Source organism: Mesorhizobium sp. CCNWLY176 (assembly GCF_037153935.1).
GTDB lineage: Bacteria > Pseudomonadota > Alphaproteobacteria > Rhizobiales > Rhizobiaceae > Mesorhizobium_M > Mesorhizobium_M zhangyense.
This window is the reverse complement of record NZ_JBBBDZ010000001.1, coordinates 162,756-176,826: the sequence shown is the minus strand read 5'-3', so window position 1 is coordinate 176,826 and position 14,071 is coordinate 162,756. Positions and strand designations below refer to the sequence as shown.

Genomic DNA, 14,071 nt, shown 5'->3' with positions numbered 1-14,071 from the left:
ATACAAAGGACGATTTGGCGTTTTTCGGATCGGATTGAGAAGCGCATTCCAAAGTCGCACAGCCGCATATCAGGCTGATTTTCAGCCTTGATCAGCCTTCCCGAGGCCGTTGATGCCGGCGGCGTTCCGCCCCAGCATGGTGCCGACTTCGGCGGCGACCGCCTGCGCATGGCGAGCAACTTCCGGCAATCCCATCAGCTCGCCGAACGCCCCTCTTGCAAGCGGACCTGCAACCAGAAGCGTCGCCACCGGCACGCCATCGCTCGAAATTGCCCGGCTTGCACCATTCGTTTCCAGTCCCAGGCCGTAGCGGTCGAGGCGCAGGATGCCGTGATCGGCAAGACCGCGCAGAGCCGGATTCTGCTCCAGAATGGTGCGATGTGCCGGCCCGGTCGTGTTGATCACCGCATCGAAACGAAGCGTCTCGATCTCCCTTTGTCCGCGGCGCCGAAAACTGACGGCAAGCAAATCGCCCTGGCGTCTTGCGGCCACAAGGCTGGCAGCAATGTTGGCGAAGAAGCCTTCCGACAGGCGACGCTCCAGAACGGCCTCGACCTGCGGCGCGATGCGGAACCGATGGACATCCCAGAAGACACGAAGACGCCGTACCAGCCTGTAACGCTCCTCGGGCGAAAGCGCCGACCAAATGACGAGGCCGTCGCTACGCAGCCGGTCCAAGACGGAATGCCAGGAACCGCCTGAGCCGGACGCGGCCCGCACGGTTGCGCGGACGCGCCGAAGCAGTTCGAGCGCCGTTCGAGCCGGATCGGCGGCGAAATCGCCGAATGGCTCGCATCGCTTCGCCGGATGACCGCGCGATCTGAGCCCGTGACGCGAGATCGCGAGGATCCCGCCACGGTGTCCCCTGCGGTCGAGCTCGGCGACCATATCGGCAGAGGTCAGGCCGGAACCAACAATCAGGACTTTGGCGGTCGTGTCGATTTCCGCAAGCGCATCGGACGCATAAGGATTGGCGACGAAGCCGCGCTCCTGCGCGATGCCGGACAGCGCTTCGGGGACCGCCGGCGCCGGGTGCGTGACCGCAAGGACGACGAACGTTGCCGTGAGCCGTTCCCCGCGCTCCGTCGTAACGGTCCAGCTTGCGGCTGTTTTCTCGATCCGGGTTGCAAGCGCCCGGATATGGCGCACGCGGCCCGAGGCAAGATAGGCATGAAGCTGCGCTTCCACATAACGGCCAAAGACGCGGCGGCGCGGATAGGCATCGCCATTCGTCCACAGCGCCTCACGGTCGCGATCGAGCTCTCCGTTTGCCGAAAGCCATCGATCGAAATGATCCGGATCGTCGGAAAACATGCTCATGCGCGTCGCCGGGACATTGACGCGATGAGCCGGCTCCTCACTCGAATAGGCAACGCCTCCACCGAGGAACGAGCGGGGCTCGATGACGGTTATTTCAAGATCGTCGGGACCGTGAGCGTGGGCCAGATGCAAGACGACCGCAGCACCAGAGAATCCGCCGCCGATGATGACGACATGAGGTCGCCCGGAGCGAACGAGAACGTTCACGATGCGCTGGCTACCGGCTTCGGTCTATGGTCGCCGGCGATGGTTTCTCCGAACGGCCCCGTGTTGACGGCAGGATTCGCACTCTTTGTCGCGTGATCGGTCGGAAGCTTCGGAAACACAAGCTCGGCGAAACGATAGGCCTCTTCGAGGTGCGGGTAACCCGACAGTATGAACGTATCGATGCCGAGGCGGCGATACTCGTCGATCCGTTCGGCAATCGTATCGGGATCGCCGACGAGCGCGGTGCCGGCACCGCCGCGCACAAGGCCGACGCCGGCCCAAAGATTGGGCGACACCTCGAGCTTCGCACGCTCTCCGCCATGCAGCGCGCTCATCCGCGACTGACCGACCGAATCCATCCGACTGAAAACCTGCTGGGCAGAAGCGATCGTTGCGTCGTCAAGTCTGCTGATCAGCCTGTCGGCTGCAGCCCAGGCTTCCTCCGTCGTTTCCCGGGCGATAACGTGAAGGCGTATTCCGAAACTGACCTTGCGTCCCGCCTTCTGCGCCTGCTCGCGAACGTCATCCAGCTTGCGTTCTACATCTGCGGGAGGCTCGCCCCAGGTCAGATATTTGTCGATCTCGGCTGCGGCCACAACCGTCGCCGCGTCGGACGATCCGCCGAAATAGAGCGGCGGATAGGGTTGTTGGAGCGGTGGAAACAGAAGCCGCCCGTCCTCGATATGGAAGTGCTTTCCCCGATGCTCGACCGTCTCGCCGGACAGCACCCGCTTGTAGATGTGCAGGAACTCCTGCGTCACCTCATAGCGCTCGGCATGCGACAGGAATATTCCGTCACCCTTGTTTTCGAGGGGGTCGCCGCCTGTGACCACATTGATCAGCAGACGCCCGTTGGAGATCCGGTCGAGCGTCGATGTCATGCGCGCGGCCAAGGTCGGCGACTGGAGACCGGGCCGGACAGCGACGAGGAAGCGCAGCCTTTCGGTCAGCGGCACCAGCGCGGAAGCGATGACCCAGGAATCCTCACAAGATCGCCCGGTCGGCAGGAGCACGCCATAATATCCCAGCGTGTCGGCGGCCTTGGCGATCTGGGTCAGATAGGGCAGATCGACCGCCCTGCCCCCTTCCGTCGAGCCGAGATAGCGGCTGTCGCCATGCGTCGGCAGAAACCACAAGACCTTGATGCGATCGGGGATGTCGATGGTCATGGCTCTTCCTTTACTGGTCGGCGCTAGTCCCGGCCGGCCCACGGTACGAGCGCGGCTTCGAGGCGGCGGATGACGAATTCGAGCACGAAGGCGACACCGGCGATGACGAAGATGCCCATGATGACGACGTCGGTGACGAGGAACTGGGCGGCAGACTGGATCATGAAGCCGAGGCCACGCGTGGCGGCGATCAGTTCGGCGGCGACCAGCGTCGTCCAGCCTGCGCCGAGCGCGATGCGCAATCCGGTCAGGATCGACGGCAGCGAACTTGGCAGGATGACATGGCGGATCACCTGCGCGCGCGAGGCGCCGAGCGCGCGCGCCGCATTGACCCTCTCCTGGCTGACGCCGCGCACACCGCTGGCCGCCGACAGAGCGATCGGCGCGATCATGGCGATCGCGATGACGAGTATCTTCGACGGCTCGCCGATGCCGAACCAGATGATAACGAGCGGCAGATAGGCGAGCGGCGGGATCGGCCGGAGGAATTCGAGGATCGGATCGAAAATGCCCCGGCCAACAACGCTGACACCGATGGCGATCCCGACCGGGATACCAACCGCAAGTGCGACGACGAGCGCTGCAAAGACACGGCCGAGGCTCGCGGCCAGATGCTGCAGGAGCGTCGCGTCGACAAAGCCGTTCTGGGCGACCGAAATCAGCTTGGCAGCCACGGCATATGGCGACGGCAGGAACACCGGCGAGACGAGTTGCAGATGGGCCGCCAGCGACCATGCGAGCAAAAGTGCGGCGACCGTGATGAAGCTGACCGTGCGCGCCGATACCGGCGGCCTCAGCCGCAACTGGTTCGACTGGTCCTGAGTCGGGTCTGCGTCGCCTATCCAGACCGCGACCGGTTCGCCGGTGGGGCGCAGGCCGGTGATCGGCAATTCCCTGCCGGTGGTGAGCGTCATGCAAGCTCTCCCTCAAAAATGGCGTCGGCGAGTTCTGCACGAGCCAGAACGAATACGGCGTCCGCCTTGATCGAGCGCACGGGTTCACCGGCTGCGTAGCGCCGCCCGAAATCGGCTTCGATGCGCTTGACGATGCGCCCCGGACCGGGCGCCATGACGAAGACTGTCGTGGCCAGAAGCAGCGCTTCCTCGATGCCATGCGTAACCATAAGCACCCCGACGCCGCTTGCCGCCCAGATGTCGAGAAGCAGCGTTTGCATGCGTTCGCGCGTCAGCGCGTCGAGCGCGCCGAGCGGCTCGTCCATCAGGAGGAAATCGGGCTCTGCCGCGAGCGCCCGCGCCAGGCCGACGCGCTGGCGCATGCCACCGGAAAGCTCCCATATCCTTCTGTCGCCATACCCCTCGAGCTTGACCTGGGTAAGCACGGCATCGGAACGGTCGCGCCTCTCCGCTTCCGGCACGCCGCGCATGCGCAACGCAAAGGCAACGTTGTCGCGCACGGTCAGCCAGGGAAACAGCGCATCGTTCTGAAACACCACGGCGCGATCGGCGCCGGGTTCTGCAATCGGCAGCCCATTCACGCTCGCCCTGCCCCCGGCGGGCGCAACCAGCCCGGCGGCAACATTGAGCAGCGAGGTCTTGCCGCAGCCCGAACGCCCCGTCAGCACCACGAACTCGCCCGACGCGACGGATAGCGACGTATCTACCACGGCGGGCTGAGGCTGGCCCTCATAGTGCACAGTAACATTGTCCAGCGTCAGTTTTGTCATCTTGGATGAGCAGCCATGTTCAGGCTTTCCTTGCCAGCACCGACGCCTGCCACGACCTATGAAAGGTCGGGACAGGCCGGGCTTCGCCACGTGGGGCGAAGGACTAGTTGGAAGCGAGCGCGTCGGTCACATACTTCGCCGTGACATACTTGCTGTAGTCCGGCAGGACAGCGTCGATCTTGCCCTGCTCCTTGAGGAATTCGGAGGTCGCCGTCACGGCCTTGACCGTCTCGCCGCCGAGGAATTTGTCCGACGCCTGTTCGGCTAGCGTCGGGAAGACATAGCCCTTCAGCAGAACCGGAATGTCCTCAACCTTGGCACCGGTCAGCCTGGCGATCTTACCGGCCTGCTCCGACGATGACGACCAAGCGCCTGGATTGGCCAGGAAGTCGGCATAGGAAGCGCCGGTCACCTTGACGAAATCGCGCACGGCTTCCGGATGCTTCTCGGCAAAATCGGTGCGCACGATCCAGGCGTCGAAGGTCGGTGCGCCCCACGCGGCCACCTGCGCCGAGTCGGTCACCACCTTGCCGCTGGTCTTGATCTGGCCGAGCGCGGGATCCCAGACATAGGCGGCATCGATGTCGCCGCGCTCCCAGGCCGCGGCGATTTCCGGCGGACGCAGGTTGAGGATCTCCACCGACTTCGGATCGACGCCTTCATGCTTCAGCGCAGCCAGCAGGCTGTAATGCGTGGTCGAGACGAAGGGCACGGCAACCTTCTTGCCGGCAAGATCGGCGACCTTCTCGACGCCTGAGCCGTTGCGGGAAACCAACGCCTCGAATTTGCGCCAGTCGATGGCGGCACCGAGGGTCTTTTCATAGACGCCGTCGGCCTGCGGAATCTTCGACGGCTCGACGACCGTCTGATAGGCAATGGTGAGCTTGAGGTCCTCGGCGCTTGCAACGCCGTGGCTGGCAAAGGCGATAAGAGCCGTGGTCGCGGCAAGAAGCGAGCGGCGGGAAATCATCTGCATGGACTGTTCCTGTCACGTTGGACATCAGATTGCCCATGCAGACTGCGAATTTCTACAAGATCTGTAGAGTTAGTTTATTCCAAATATCAGCTCATTCGAGAAATTTCTGCTTTCGCCTGACTCCGCCAAGCCAAAGTCGTTGATGGCACACCGCAGGGTAGCTACCCCTAATAGAGAGTCTGTGTCTTGACTGCAGTGCAGCCGATATCGCCGATGGGCAGCAGAAAAAGATGACTTTCCTGGCCGTTGGTGTAGGCGCGGACACGATCACTGAAAGAAAGAGGCTCATTAAAGCTGGGAAAATACTCCCGGTGCGCGACCTCACACGACACCGCAAATGATGCGACGGCCTGATAGGACGAGTTGCATCCACTCTCTCCGACCGGCGTCGATACGAAGGTGGAGACGGTCTCGATTCCCTGCGGATCGCGTGCTGCGATGGTCGATGTGAATGCTTCTGCATCGACAGCGCCGTCGACCCGTTGCGACAAGGCCGCATAGCTTCGATTTACGGTCAGGAAATCGGATACCAGTGCGATCTGCGGCAGGCACGTCCTCACACCCCATTCCGACGCCTGCCGCGAGATCGTATTGCGGAGATCGACGGACGATGCGGAACGCACGGAATCGTCACCCGGTTGCGCGCCGGCTGCCGCAACAGGCATAGGCGCCGGCCGACCGGTCAGTGTGGAGTAGCCGAAAGCGAGGTCGACCAAGCCGACAATGACCACCAAGGAGGCAATAAGGTAGGCTGGTTTCCTGGACACGAGCAGCGGGTGGATGGGTTCGTTTCGCAGCATCTCGTTTCTTCGTTCCTTGTTCTCTGACTGGGACTGGACTGCCTCACCCAATATCGTTCCGGGGAGTGCTGTCACACCGGAACGAGCAATCACACAACCGGCCGATCGGCCTGAAAACGCAACAGCCTTTCAGGCAGAAAGTGTCCCGACCGGTGTCGAAGCAATCGCCTTCAGTGTGATCGGCGCTGTTCCAGCACTTTCCAGACCCGCCGCCCTCGCGGCGCTCTGGCGGGCCAGCACGGCGTGGTCCGCCTTGAGGTGCCGCAAGAACAGAGTAGTGAGATCATTCCAGACCGCGAACTGATATTTCAGATGATCGCGGCTCACGCCGCCGGCCACGATCACGTCCATCTCGATCAGTAGCTGTTTGTCGGTGCGATAAACCCGGGCAAATCGATTGCGGCGGTTCCAGAAGGCACCGAGAACGGAGGAAATCTCTTCGTCGATGGCAAAGGGAGCTGAGACGGTAAAATCCGTCCAGCCATCTCCATCAGTGCATCTTGTACCGAAATGGATGTTGAAGTTGACGCCGTTGACGGCGCTTGCAATCCGAGGCGCCTCGTCGTTTCCCTCAAGCGTCACCTTCCATCCGCACTCGCCAAGGATTTCGGCGAGAAGTCCGCGGGTTATCCTGGAGACCAATTTGTCGGGCATCGTCCTGTTCTTTCACGAGCGCCACGCGGACGCGTTTTAATGATCAATCGTTTACGGATTTGGTTCTCGGGAGTTGCGGTCTCGATTGCAACGCGGCCATGACCTGGATCGACGATCCATGAAAAACTTCGGAAGAGGAGGAACTCTTTGGGCGGGTGTTCCTCCCCTTCCTCAGTGGCACAGGATAGCCCTGCGCCTGCTTCAGTCCGCCCGGGCGGGGGCGAACCGAATGGTTGTGCCGACTGTGATCGCGTTAGTTGCGACGGATTGCGTTCGACACGCTGTTGCCAACGGCACTGGCGGAGATGGTGTTACCCTTGACGCCGAGCGAGCTGCCGCCAACGGTTCCGGTTCCCAACACGCCGAGTGCTGCCTGCGTGACGGATGCGGTGATCGCCCCGGAATTCGCCTGATAGCTGCTCACCGCTGCCGACGACGTGCCGGTGTTCAGCCCGCTGAGCGACACCTTGTTCACGGCGCTGTTGCCATAGGCCTCGCTGGCGATCTGGTTGCCGGAAACGGAGACGGACCCATTTGCAATGCCGGTCGTCCCGTTGAGCGCGACGGCGTAGACCGTAGCGATGCTCACCGCAGAAACGTTGCCGCTGTTCGTCTGTCCGTTCAGCACGGCGGCATTGGCGCGGGCCTCAAGTCCCCCGGCTCCTACCGAGCTGCCCGCTCCAGCCGTGGATGCACCGTAGCTGCTGCCGGCAACCGCATTCAGGACATTGGTGGCGGCATTTCCGCGGGCCAGTGACGTCGTGCTGTTGCCGTCGACCTTGACGCTGCTGTTGTCGAGAGCGGCCGAAGTGGCATCTCCTGCAAGCGCAACCCCGGCCAGCGTGGCCGACAGGGCCGATACCGCAGCTTCACTGTCCTGCCGGTTCACGATGCCGCCATTAGCCGACAATGTTGAGGCTGCGTCCAGCGTCAGCTTGTTGTCCGCACGGTTGGCGGAAGCTTCCGAGACCGTGCGGTTGCCGCTGACCGTCAGCGAGCTGTTGTTCAGCCCCGATGTTTCGGCAGCAATGCCGTCTTCGTTGTAGATCTGCGTGAGGGCGCTGGCTTCCACCGCCGTGTAGGCGGTCTGGCGATTGCTCAGGACATGATCGCCCGTCGCACTCCACAGGCCCGTGGCAAGATCGCCCGTCAGCACCCCCTCCCCTGCCGTACCGACCGAAGCGATATTGGTTCCGGTCACGGCCAGCGTATTGGTGGCGTCGTTGATTACGCCCAGCGCCGTGTTGATGTTGCCCGAAATCTCGACCGTCGACCCGCTGACGGCGGCGGGAGCGAAGATTTCGAGGTTCGAGAACGCTTCGACAATGGCATCGCCCCACTGGTCGGAGGCAAGCGCCGAACCGGCCGAGATGTTGGTGCCGTCCAGGCTCAGCACGTTCCCTGCGGTATTCGCGACCGCCGTCGCGCTCTGGGTGTTGTCCGAGATCGTCAGCGAAGAGCCGGCGATTGTCGCACCCTCTGCTGTGTCGATTGTGAATGCACCATGGACGCGGGAAGCGATGTAGGCGGCCCCTTCCTCCCCAGCGACCTCCTGCACATTCGAGAGCGCATGATCGGCCACCGCACCTATGACATCAGCCGAAAGCGAGCCCGCCGTCGATGCCACCAGGTCGCTGCCGGTCGAAATGTCGGTCGCTGCGATTTTCAGCGCATTCGACGCAGCATTGCCGGTCACCGAGCCTGCGGTGACATTGTCGGACACCGAGATTGACGAGCCTCCAATGTCGGCTCCTGCCGCCACCGTCACGCCACCCTGGTTGGGAGTGCCTGCCGTCGCCGACACTGCCGGGATAGTATAGGAGAGGTTTGCGGTGCCGCCGCCCTGCAGCGTTGCGTAGTCACCGACCGAGATCGTGCCGAGCAAGCTTGCCGGACCGCTGATATTGCCACCGGAGATTGTCCAGCCATTGGCGGTCAGATAATCGACCTGTCCGGAACTGAGGCTCGATACGGGGAAGAGCAGCGTGCCTCCCTGGAGTGTCACGAGGCTTCCCGAGATAGTGCCGTCGAGATCCTCCGGATTGTCGGCAGTGACCGCGATTCCGAACGTGTCTTCCGGCGTGCCCGGCGTGGGCGGCGTCCCCGGTAGCCCGATCAGCGCCGTGACATCCGCGCCGGCGGTCTGGAAGCTCTGCACGCCGCTGGTGGTCGCGAGCCTGTTGACATCGATCGACAGAGCGTTGGCGGCGCTGTTGGCGGTTGCCGAGGCGAGCGAGCGATTGCCGTCAGCCGCAACCGACGAGCCGGAAATGTCGCCCAGCGCCGAAACGAGAATTCCCGCCGCGTTGGTTGGGCTGTCGGCATCGTCGAGCTGCGAGGACGCAACCGATCCCTGCGCCGACTGTGCGTTCTGCACGCTGAACGAAGCGTTCGCGGCAAGTGCACCGCTATCGGTGTCGAAGGTGACTCCGCCCCGGCCATCGCCGGCAGCCTCGATATTCGTGCCGGTCACCGTCACGCTGTTGTCCGTTGCCCTATTGCCGTAGGCGAGAGCCTGGATGAGGTTCTGTGACGCTGAGAGCGAGGCGCCGGTGACGTCGCCTGCCACGGAGGCCAGGATCACGTTTCCACCGCTGGCGGTCGCCGAAATGTCGGCGGCCACTGCCTGCGTGTTGGTTACGTTGGCGACCGCGGCGCCCTCGCCTTCTTCGACGAGGTCGAGGGCAAGATCGCCCACATCGATAGTTATCGCGCTTGCGGCGTCATTGCCATAGGCGGCTGCAACGACACCGTTGAGGTCGTTGCGAGCAGAGCTCTGCGTCAGATCGCCTGCGACGGCGAGGCCGATGCGGCCCGCATCGGCGTTTGCAGTTACATCCGCCCGGCTCGACTGATCGTTGAGGATGCCATAGGCCGCATCCACCACCGGCTGGCTGCCGACCGTATCGCTGAACGGAAGCGCGCTGCCTTGAGCGACGTTGACGACCGAAGCAAGATTGTCGCCAGATGCCTTCGCTTCACCGATGGTGACAGCGTTTGCAGAGACGGATAGGGCATTGGACGCCGACGAGCCGTATCCGACTGCGCGCTGCGTATTTCCGGTTACCGAGAGCGTGCTTCCCTCGACATCGGTGCCTGCCGTCAGCTCCGTCCCGGCGTCGACGAGAGCGGCCGATACGGCTGAGTTCGCATTGAGGACCTGGACGCTGGCGATACCCGCGCCGGAACCGACCGTCGTGCCTTCAAGCGAAAGCGCATTGCCCGCCGCATTGCCGAGCGCAACGGCTTCCTGCGTATTGGCACCAACCGCGAGCGTGCTGCCGAGGACGGTGCTTCCGTCTGCCCCTGCTCCTTGCGAGTCTGCGTCCAGCTGAATCGACGAACCTGAGTTCGTAACAGTGAGATTGTTGGCGTAACCGCTCTGAAGATTGCTGATGGTGACATTTCCCGAAGCCGAGACATTGCCCTGTGAGGCGGTGCCGCCCGTCAACGCCACATTGCCGGCACCGGCCAACAATGCCGTCGCATCGAGATCGACCGCCTGGCTGACGTCGTTGCCGTAGCCGGTCGCGGCGATGCGGTTGCCGGTCACTCCGACTGAGCTGTTATGGGTCACACCGCCCGCGCTACCCGTAGCGGCGGCGATCGTCGCTCCCGTATTGGCCGCGGAAAGATCGGTGTTGTGGTTGGATTGCTGGTTGGCAAGTGCGACCGTGCCCTCGAACGAGGCCGCATTCTGTCCGTTCGCCAGCGCGCTGGACGCCGCATTTCCAGCAGCCGCTACCGTCACCCGGTTGGCCGACTGTGCGACCGATCCGTTGTCGATCGACTGTACCGTAGCGAGAACCTGTCCACCCGCCGTCGTCGCCGAGAAGCTCTGCCGCTCAGTTGCCGACACGCCCTGATTGCCCTGGCTGTTGTGGATGATGAGATCGGCTGCAACAGCGCTTTCGACGCCGCCGCTGGTATAGGACGTGGTTGACCCGGCTCCATCACCCCCCGCGCCGGCGAACGACAGACCGTCGCCGAGCAGGATGCGGTTACCCGCGGCGCCGGTGGTAGCGCCAAGTGCTTCGTTGCCGGTGATGCTGCTTGAGATGCGGTTGCCGCTGACCGAAAGCCCGCCTTCGAGTTCGTAAAGAGCATCCGCCGCATCGCCAGTGATGATGGCTGCAATTTGAGAGCCCAGATTCTCCGCGGCCGAGTCATCCGACAAGCCCGGCGTGTTCAACTGGAGATTCGTGACGGCGGCGGAACCCTTGAAGCTCGGTGCGTCTGCCGATCCGATATCGATCGTGCTGCCGGCAGCGTTACCCTTGAGCGTGGCGCTGATCGTGTTGTCATCGAGCACCGGGCTGCCGCTGAGCGTGTAGTCGTCCGTGGAAGCCAGCAACAACGCGATTGCATTGCCGGTGACCGCTGCGCTGTGGCCGCCCTCGAGGTTCTGCTGGATCGAACCAGCGACCAGCGATCCCGTCGAGGCGAACAGGTTGCCATCCACATCGCCGCCCGGGAATGCCAGGTTCGAAGAGCCAGCCGTCGTCGAAGCAAATGCGGTTGGAATGTTACCGGCAATGCTGGTGCTTCCGTCATTGACCGCCGTGACGGCGGAGATCGTGTTGCCGATTGCCGATACGGACCCGCTTAGGAAGTCCAGGTCGTCTACGAAGAAGAAGCTGCCCTGTACAAGGCTCGTCACAGTGGCGACGCCGCCCTCGGGAACGGCGGATTGGTTGCGCGCGACACCGAGCGAAGCCGCGCCGTCATTGACGCCGTTTTCGACCAGGGAGAGGTCGATGGAGTTGCTGAAGCTGTTGCCGGTCGCGCTGGCATTGATGCGGTTGCCGGACACGGTTTCCGTTACACCGGTCTGTGTTCCGTCCCGCGAGATGCCCGCCGAAACGCCGGAGATCGTAGCACCAACCGCTCCGCTGTTTGCGTTGATCGGGTTGACGAGGTCGAGCGTGCCGGTGATCGTCTGGCTGCCGCGGACATTGACGGCGAGCGTGTCGTCGATGGTGATGCCGCCGGCATGAGCGCCACTGGAGATCATGGTTGCGAGCACAGTCGTTCCGACGCTGCCGAGCAGCCTGGATTTCGTTTTCATCTTGTTTGACATGGTCGTTTCCTGAGATTGAATTGAACGTTTACGAGTTTGATCGTGGTCAGCTACGCGGGATGAACCCGCCCTGATCTTCTGGTGGCAGATGTACTTCGGACGAACTGGTTTTCCGGAGCCCAAACCCGGCGTTCCTGCGAACCGGGGCTTGTCACCCGATCCTGATCCTTGCGATTTCCTGCACCCCGCCGGCTGCCGATGCGAGAACCGGCGTTTGCGATGCACGCCACAAGACACGGGCATCACCCCTGGACACGCCGTGACGCATCAGCGCGATGACGACAGCCTTCATCCGAGCCTCGTGAAGTTGCGTTCGCCGGTCGGCGGTCAGTTCGGATGCATCGCGTCCGCTGACCGTGAGGTTGACGCTGCGCCCGCTCTTCACGAGCGAGGCGACCTGCTCCATCGTGGCGGAAGACGTATCGTCGAGTTTGTCCTGGCCACTGGCAAAGATGACTGCATATTCCCCACCGCTTGGTGAAGCGCTGCGGTCGGAAATACTGGCCGTCTTAAGATCCTGGATTTCCTCGACCTTCGCCGCGACGGCCTTGTTTCCCTTTTCCTCCTCGGCATAGCCGAGCTTCGGCACGGCGGGCTGCGCTGGCGGAGGCAGTGGCTGCGCGAGCTCCTGTCTGGCGGCGGCATGAACAGCGGCGGCGTTCGCACCATCCCACTTGGCAGGCCCAAGCTCAGGCGGGAAGCAGGGTGTGGGATTTACACCGGCGACTGACGCGACCAGTTGCATCACGCCCGCCTCTATGGCCGTGCGGACGCCGAGCTGGAGCGGTTCCTGGCTCTTGGTTCCGACATTGATGTCGAAGAGGTTGCTGCCGAAGAAGCGGAAGACACCGACACCCACTTCATAGCCGGTCAGCTGCTTCTCGACGCTGACGGTGTCGTAGACCATCAGGGTCTGCGTCCCGACAATCCGCAGGTCCACAGCGATGTTCATCGTGTAGCGCCGCGCCTTCGGGCCGACATTGCTGACGGCGAGTTCGGCGCCACCCGACTGAATATTGTAGTTTAGCTCGGTCACGCCACCGACGATGAAATAGTCGGACTGCCTTATGGTCCCTCCAAAATAGGGCTTCCATGGTACGCTGGATCGACCGCCCGTGTTCGGGTCGTCGACGGAATGACTTTGGCCGTCGCCGAGCTGGCGCTGGTTCATGTAGACCAGTTCGGCTTCGGCGATGCGCGTGTCGAAGCGCTCGTGAACGCGAACGGCCGGTCCCATCTTGCCGAGCGCCGAATACGCCATCAGCGCACCGCCCTGGGTGATTGCGAACCCCTCGTCCTGGCCCTGCTTGCCGGTGTAGTCCTTGACGTCGCCGATGGCGATGCCGAGGGGTTTCCTGCCTGCCGCTTTCATCTTGTCGCCGAAACAGGCGAGCGACTTGCTGAGAGGCGTTGCGCTGTTGCGCACCGGCGAGGTGTAGATCACCGCTGCTTCCTTGGGGTGGTTCCGGACACTGCCGATATCGGCAACCTCGGTGACACAGCCGGCCAGAGCAAGAGACGCGACGAGAGGAGCCGTGAAGCTCAGTAATTTTGATACCATCTTTACGACCCTCAATTCAGCGGACCGCTGATGGCGGAATTGACGTTTCCGTTGACGGTGCTTCCCGTCATGTCGCAGGCAGTGCTACCGTTGATGCTGGCCTGCTGGGTGCCGGAATTCGTCTGCGTATTGTTCAGTCCCTGCGTGCTTGGCCCGCCATTAATCGGGCCGGCAGCCGAGGAACTCGTCGAGCCCGTCACGCCCGAGGATACGGTTCCGGAATTCTCCTGACCGTTGCTGACACCCGGCTCATCGCCTCCGGCAGTGCCTCCGCCTGAATTGTTGGCCTCGTTGCCAGTGGCCGAAGAGTTCACGCCCGACGTGTTGGTGACGGTCGGGGAATTGGCAACCTGGCTGTTGGCCGCCTCATTGCCGGTTGCGCTGGCAACGTTGTTGCAGTTTATCTGCGTGCCGACATTGGTGTTGTTGTAGTTGTTCACCGTGGTCGAGAAGCCGTCATAGTAGCCGCCCTTCTTGCGCTCGATCATGTCGACCACGGCCGCCTTGTTGGCCTTGTCGGCAGAGGTATCGAACTGCCACGGGCGGCTTTCGTACCAGCCGTTGGCAAGGGCTTCGCCGATCGGCTGAACGCTGCAGGCCACGGCTACCAAGCCGGCCAC

General features: G+C 62.8%; 10 protein-coding genes. All 10 read right to left on the bottom strand.

Translation table 11 applies throughout. The annotated features are described in order from the left end of the window. Positions 1–81: 81 nt before the first annotated feature. On the bottom strand, positions 82–1,527 hold the full coding sequence (locus WBQ96_RS00825; RefSeq protein ID WP_336547082.1) for an FAD/NAD(P)-binding protein: 1,446 nt from the start codon (positions 1,525–1,527) through the stop codon (positions 82–84). Continuing rightward, positions 1,524–2,696: an FMNH2-dependent alkanesulfonate monooxygenase gene (ssuD, locus tag WBQ96_RS00820; protein ID WP_336547084.1), complete on the bottom strand. Its 1,173-nt coding sequence runs from the start codon at positions 2,694–2,696 to the stop codon at positions 1,524–1,526. The genes WBQ96_RS00825 and ssuD overlap by 4 nt, the downstream gene beginning before the upstream one ends. Before the next feature lie 23 nt (positions 2,697–2,719). Continuing rightward, on the bottom strand, positions 2,720–3,610 hold the full coding sequence (locus tag WBQ96_RS00815; RefSeq protein WP_336547086.1) for an ABC transporter permease subunit: 891 nt from the start codon (positions 3,608–3,610) through the stop codon (positions 2,720–2,722). Further along, complete coding sequence (locus tag WBQ96_RS00810) at positions 3,607–4,380, bottom strand: taurine ABC transporter ATP-binding protein (RefSeq protein WP_165117530.1); 774 nt, start codon at positions 4,378–4,380, stop codon at positions 3,607–3,609. The genes WBQ96_RS00815 and WBQ96_RS00810 overlap by 4 nt, the downstream gene beginning before the upstream one ends. Before the next feature lie 103 nt (positions 4,381–4,483). Next, the gene (gene tauA / locus WBQ96_RS00805) at positions 4,484–5,356 is read right to left on the bottom strand and encodes a taurine ABC transporter substrate-binding protein (protein WP_336547089.1); all 873 of its coding nucleotides are present in this window, start codon (positions 5,354–5,356) and stop codon (positions 4,484–4,486) included. A gap of 167 nt (positions 5,357–5,523) precedes the next feature. Beyond that, positions 5,524–6,156, bottom strand: coding sequence for a hypothetical protein (locus tag WBQ96_RS00800; RefSeq protein ID WP_336547090.1), 633 nt, complete (start codon positions 6,154–6,156; stop codon positions 5,524–5,526). A gap of 129 nt (positions 6,157–6,285) precedes the next feature. Then, positions 6,286–6,810, bottom strand: a complete 525-nt coding sequence (locus WBQ96_RS00795; RefSeq protein ID WP_336547092.1) for a YbjN domain-containing protein — start codon at positions 6,808–6,810, stop codon at positions 6,286–6,288. Between the two features lie 253 nt (positions 6,811–7,063). Continuing rightward, positions 7,064–11,890 carry a beta strand repeat-containing protein gene (locus tag WBQ96_RS00790; protein ID WP_336547094.1) on the bottom strand — a complete coding sequence of 1,609 codons (4,827 nt, stop codon included), beginning with the start codon at positions 11,888–11,890 and terminating at the stop codon, positions 7,064–7,066. 151 nt (positions 11,891–12,041) lie between these two features. Next, on the bottom strand, positions 12,042–13,451 hold the full coding sequence (locus tag WBQ96_RS00785) for a CsgG/HfaB family protein (protein WP_336547095.1): 1,410 nt from the start codon (positions 13,449–13,451) through the stop codon (positions 12,042–12,044). A gap of 11 nt (positions 13,452–13,462) precedes the next feature. Beyond that, positions 13,463–14,071, bottom strand: coding sequence for a hypothetical protein (locus WBQ96_RS00780; protein WP_336547097.1), 609 nt, complete (start codon positions 14,069–14,071; stop codon positions 13,463–13,465).